This window comes from Streptomyces sp. NPDC005533, assembly GCF_042871845.1.
GTDB lineage: Bacteria > Actinomycetota > Actinomycetes > Streptomycetales > Streptomycetaceae > Streptomyces.
Genome location: NZ_JBIAJH010000114.1, coordinates 1 through 5591, shown reverse-complemented (window position 1 = coordinate 5591; position 5591 = coordinate 1). Strand labels below are relative to the sequence as shown.

5 protein-coding genes are annotated in these 5591 nt (G+C 62.2%); 4 read left to right on the top strand and 1 reads right to left on the bottom strand.

The window, feature by feature from the left end; all coding sequences use genetic code 11:
* Positions 1–113 precede the first annotated feature (113 nt).
* A complete protein-coding gene (locus tag ACFYP3_RS36845; RefSeq protein WP_388842412.1) occupies positions 114–788 on the top strand; it encodes an LCP family protein in 675 nt (224 codons plus the stop codon).
* Positions 789–1129: 341 nt separating this feature from the next.
* On the opposite strand, the gene ACFYP3_RS36840 is transcribed toward ACFYP3_RS36845, so the two are convergent.
* Positions 1130–1510: a chaplin gene (locus ACFYP3_RS36840; protein ID WP_388842410.1), complete on the bottom strand. Its 381-nt coding sequence runs from the start codon at positions 1508–1510 to the stop codon at positions 1130–1132.
* A gap of 639 nt (positions 1511–2149) precedes the next feature.
* Between ACFYP3_RS36840 and ACFYP3_RS36835 the strand changes: the two genes are divergently transcribed.
* The 3 genes from ACFYP3_RS36835 to ACFYP3_RS36825 all read left to right on the top strand — a co-directional run.
* Positions 2150–3238, top strand: a complete 1089-nt coding sequence (locus ACFYP3_RS36835) for a glycosyltransferase (protein WP_388842408.1) — start codon at positions 2150–2152, stop codon at positions 3236–3238.
* A gap of 18 nt (positions 3239–3256) precedes the next feature.
* On the top strand, positions 3257–4138 hold the full coding sequence (locus ACFYP3_RS36830) for an FkbM family methyltransferase (protein ID WP_388842406.1): 882 nt from the start codon (positions 3257–3259) through the stop codon (positions 4136–4138).
* Positions 4139–5314: 1176 nt separating this feature from the next.
* Positions 5315–5591, top strand: a 277-nt coding sequence (locus ACFYP3_RS36825) for a helix-turn-helix domain-containing protein (protein ID WP_388842414.1), incomplete at its 3' end; no start/stop codon positions are given.

The window sequence follows — 5591 nt, the reverse complement described above, 5'->3', positions numbered from 1 at the left end:
CCTCCGCCAGATCCAATACCGCAGCGACATCATCGACGGCTGCCTCACCGGAACGGGGCTCACACTGACGACACCACGACTACAAGCTCAGTAGCATCCCTCGCGATACCTTGGTGGACCGCCCCAAGTGCAGCAGGAACGACGGGGACGACCTACCTGCAGCTAGGCATGTGTTGTTCAACTCCATCTACGACGTTGCCGGTCCGGCATGTGTCGTCAATACGGTGGAGCGGATGTCCGGTATCCGTGTCGACCACTTCATCGCGGTCGACTTCTTAGGCTTCAAGGGGCTCGTCGACGCCCTCGGGGGTGTCACGTTCACCACTGGCGAGGCCATCCACGACATCAGGCGTGGCTGCAGCCTCGAGCCAGGCACCCACAAGCTGAATGGCGAAAACGCGCTCAAACTTGTCCATACTCGCTACGGGTACAGGGACGGCAGCGACCTCGGTCGAATCGGGCTGCAGCAGCAGTTCATCCTCTCTCTGCTTACAGAAATTAAGAAGCAGATCGCTGCCGACGATCCTGCGCGCCTCTACAAGCTTATTCGGGTCGGAACCAAGGCTCTCACCACGGACTCCCATCTTGCCTCCCTCACGGCACTGGCCGACTTTGCCGAGGCCCTCAAGGACATCAGCGCCAAAACCGCGGAGACCGTGACACTGCCAGTCGTCCTTGACAGCATCGACCCGAATCGCGTCATTCTTTCCCAGCCCCATGCCAGCCAACTATGGGAAGCTCTGCGCCACGACATGAAGATCCCGACATCAGCGATTAAGGAACTGTGAAAAACCCGCTATAGAGCCATTCATACCCGTTGTTGAATTATGGCTCTGATGAATCCTGGAGTGTTAGGAAACGTGACGCCATTGATCCTTTTCATCTGATTCTGGAAGGGCGAATAGAGCAAGACACTTCCGCAGCTTGCAGCGCTTTTTGGAGTATATATGGCCGCAGCCTGCCGATACGTGGACGAGCCGTCGAGCCTCTGGCGGTCTGGATTCCAGGTTCACGCAAAGCCTTCACTGGGCTCAGCGAGGACCGCTGGCCGTGGCCCAGCCAGGAGCTGGGCCACGACCATGAGACCAGTGTTGCTGCCCGTGACGGCAGCAAGGTCTAGGGCTATCACTCAGGCGTTGACGCAGGTGTTTCCGACTGCTGGGTCGAGCAGCGCGGTGAGGTCGACGCTGTTGCCGCACACATTGGCAGGAATGTCGACCGGAACCTGAACCACGTTGCCGGAGATGACGCCAGGTGAGTCGTGAGCGGCCCCGTACGCACCCGTGTCGGCAACCGCAGCGGCCCCGTACGCATCCGCATCCGCATCGGCAACCGCAGCGGCCCCGTACGCATCCGCATCGGCAACCGCAGCGGCCCCGTACGCATCCGCATCGGCAACCGCAGCGGCCCCGTACGCATCCGCATCCGCATCGGCAACCGCAGCGCTCGCGCCGCCCAGGACCGCCCCCGCCGCCAAGCAGGCTGCAACAGCCATGGCACCAATCTTCATTCTGATCTCCCGACAGCTAGAAAAACTGCAACCAGCCCATCCCACAGCACGCATTCCTCGCAGTTGTTCATTCACTCGATGGTGGGCCACGCGGTCAAGGCCCCCTGACTCGTCGATTGGTTGCCGTAAATGGAAGCGGTGCAGGTGCTGGGCCGGCATCGCTTCTAGTACACAAAAGTACTGAGGCGATCAGATGACCGGGATCAGAATTCAGTTAGAATAAAGCCGCCTAGGCAATCGCAAGCCGTCGGCTTGCTCGCCATCCGGGAAGCGGTAGATGGCCTTGCGGGGCCAGGGGCCTAGTTGCCCTGTAATATCAGATATGAACTGTTGTATAAATGCCTGCTGCCCACGTCGTTGCTGCAGCCACTCTGCTCCTGCCGGGTAGCAGTAGCTGTCGGATTGACGCCCACGGTCGACTGGCCGCGGGGCCAATCGCGCCGGCGCGCCAATCTGAAGCCCATTACGGAAGCATCGTTCGGCGCTTCCCCGCGCCACGCCTGGCTCGGCCCCGGCGAGCCTGGGACAAGGCCTCCAAAGTGGTCACTAAGGTCACATATTTGATACGGCCCAGCTGTCTACTCGGATGGACAGCGCAACAGCAGCAGGTGGACCTTGAAACCAACAGTCTGTCTGAACATGATCGTAAAGAATGAGGCTCCAACCATCCGGAGGTGTCTCGACTCGTTGCGTCCGCTGATCGACACTTGGGTGATCGTGGACACAGGCTCGACGGACGGTACTCAGGACGTCGTACGGGACTGCTTTAATGATCTGCCCGGGATTTTGTATGAGCGTCCGTGGAAGGGTTTCGGCGTCAGCCGTACGGAAGCAATCGAACTCGCCCGCCCCAGCGCCGATTATCTCTTGTTCATCGACGCCGACGACTTGATGCAGGTACAGCCTGGGTTCCAGATGCCGGATCTGACCCTCGACGCCTATCGGGTCGCTTTGCATGACGGACCGATCATCCACTGGCGGCCGGCCCTGGTTTCCACCCGGCTGCCCTGGCGGTATGTCGGCGTCCTCCACGAGTACATCGAATGCGGTACCCACTACAGCCTCGGCATGCTCGAAGGGGCCAATATCCTCACAGTCGGCGGTGGCGCCCGCCTCCGGGAGAACGGAATGCGGCAGAAATACCTGCGGGACGCGGAGATTCTCGAACAGGGGTTGGTCGAAGAACCAGAGAACGCCCGATACGTGTTCTATCTGGCCCAGAGCTGGCGAGACGCGGAGGAGCCGGAGAAATCTCTCACTGCCTACGACCGTCGGGCGGGCATGGCCGGTTTCGTTGAAGAGACCTATTGCGCACAGCTCTACGCCGCACGGCTAGCCGCGAGCCTGGGCCGGTCGACAGCCGAGGTGATGGACCGCTACCTGCGGGCCTACGAGAGCCGCCCCACGCGGGCCGAGGCGATCGGCGACCTCGCCCGTATCTGTCGTCTTAAGGAGCGCTGGCCCCTGGCCTACTTGTTCGCCAAGCAGGCGGTGCGCATCCCTTCCCCGAAGGACATCCTGTTCGTGGAGTTCTCGTGGCACGAATGGCGCGCGCTCGACGAACTTGCTGTAGCCGCATCCTGGGTCGGGGAGTACCAGGAGTCTCTGCAGTGCTGCGAGCGCCTGCTTAACGAGGGGAAACTCCCGGCCGAGGAGCGCGAGCGGGTAGCCGGGAATATGGAGTTCGTCCAGCAGAAGCTGGGCGCGGCGTACCGTGTGGTCGCCTGACGTGAGGATGAAGAAGTCATGACCATCACAACTCCCAACGACACGAACCCCATCGCGTCGCCTGTGCTCACACTCGTGCAGCCCGCGCGACAGACTCATGTCATCGATATTGGCGCCAACCCGATCGATGGGGACCCGCCGTACCGGGACATGCTGCGTGCCGGTCTGTGCCGCGTGACCGGTTTCGAGCCCCAGCCCGACGCCTTGGAGGCGCTAGAGCGCCACAAGGGCCCGCTTGAGACGTATCTCCCCGACGCTATCGGGGACGGCGCCACTCACACCCTTCGTGTCACCACTGCCTCCGGGATGACCAGCCTCTTCCGGCCCGACCCGAAGAGGCTCCGGCTCTTCAACGGATTCACCGAGTGGGGGCGGATCCGTGAAGAGATCCCAGTCATCACCCGCCGACTGGACGACGTCGAGGAGGTCTCCGCCTTCGACCTCCTGAAGATTGACATTCAGGGCGCTGAACTAATGGTGTTCCAGGGTGCTCCAGAGAAGCTGGCCGAGGCCGTAGCGATCCACACTGAGGTCTCCTTTGTTCCGCTGTACGAGGGCCAGCCCGCGTTCGGCGACGTGGATCAGGAACTGCGCCACCAAGGCTTCATCCCGCACGCCTTCGTGGGACTCAAGCTGTGGCCCATCGCTCCCGTGGTCTTCGGGGGCAACTTCCGTCGGCCCCAGCACCAACTCCTGGAAACCGATGTCGTGTATGTGCGCGACTTTGGGAACCCCGAGTCCATGACCGACGAGCAGGTCAAGCAGCTGGCTCTGGTCGCACACCATGTGTACGGCTCGACCGACCTGGCTTACCACTGCCTCAGTGTGTTGGTAGACCGGAACGCAGTCGCTCCCGACGCGCCGGGCCGTTACCTCACCATGCTGGGCTCACCTCAGTGATTCCCAAGCGTACGGCCGCCAGATCGGCACCGTGCTTCGGGCGGGCAGGTCCCCAAGCACTCTCTGTCAAGTACAGGTTGGTGTGCGACAGCGTGCGGCCGTGCTGTGTGCCAGCCGAGCCATCGCGCAGCTGGCAGCTTGGCGTCATACCCGAGAGCCTCCGGAAGGAGCCAGGCCGCCGCTGTCCTTCACATCGCGGGGCACACTGTGTCAACGTACTCCCCTATGCCCACAGACGTCGTCCTCAGCTACTTCGGCACCGGTTACTTAGGTTTTTCGGGTTGTCATCGGGTAACGATAGTTCATGATCCCTGCGGTATGCCGTTAGGGAGAGGTTTCCAGAGGGCGGGGCCTGACCGCTGAGCGTCGGGCGTTTCGTGAAGGGATCCAGCTTCAGGCTGACGATCGGTTCACGGCGGGTGAGAAGACTACGGAGCCCGTTGGTTGTGCAGACGATTCGGCGGATCTCTGCGTCGAACTGCAGGAACGGTGAACTCGGCCCGGCGTTTCCAAAGCCGGGTGATCGCCGGATACTTGGTGCTCCATTCCTCGCAAACTTCAGGAACCGGCTGGTGCCCGGTCGGCGCGACATGGACCGGCTTCAACGCCGCGATGTTGTCCCAGTCCTGTCCGGCCCGCGTAGCGGAACGAGGCCCGCGACTGGTGAACCAAGCAGGTCTGGACGACGGTCTTTGGCCGGTAGACAGCTCGGTTGAGGGTTTCGGGGCACAGATTCATGGCCGGCTCACTGGGACGGGTGCGGGCGAGGTGGCGGGTGATCCGCTGGGGAAATTAGTCGTCTCTTTCGAATCTCGTCGGCCCTGCCCGCGGTGGTTGTGCCGTGGATGGCAAGGCGGATAGGCGCCCGTGTACTGGACGTACTTGGTCGCTCCGACAACGCGGCCAGGTGCGGTGCCAGGCGCCGCGGGCCCCGGCAAGATCCGAAAGAGGCGGCCTTACTGAGCCTTTTCAACTCGCCCACCGATCGGGTGATGGGTCTCCGCCATCTCTGCAGGTCATAGCACCCTGGGGCGCTCACCTGAATCCCAAGTTGAAAAAGCTCACTGATCTTTTTTAAGTTCGGTGGGTGTGGTGGGTGTGGTGGGTGGGTGAGAGTCTTTTGTCGTGTCGTCTCAACCTTCGTCCACGGTTTTTGGGTGGTCTGTTCCTCCTTTGATGCGGCCTGGGTTGGCGGAGGGTCGCCGTGTTCGTGCGGTCGAGTTGTTCGGGCAGGGCTGCTCGAACGCCGAGATCGCGGGGATGGTGGGGGTCCATGCCGAGAGTGTGTGGCGGTGGAGACGAACATGGGAGAACGGCGGAGCTCAAGCACTGCGGCGACGGCCGGCATCTGGTCGCCAGCCGAAGCTGGACGACACCCAGGTGGGACTGGTGCGGAACGCGTTGGAGCGGGGTGCCCAGGCCCACGGCTGCGAGGCCGATCTGTGGACGTTGG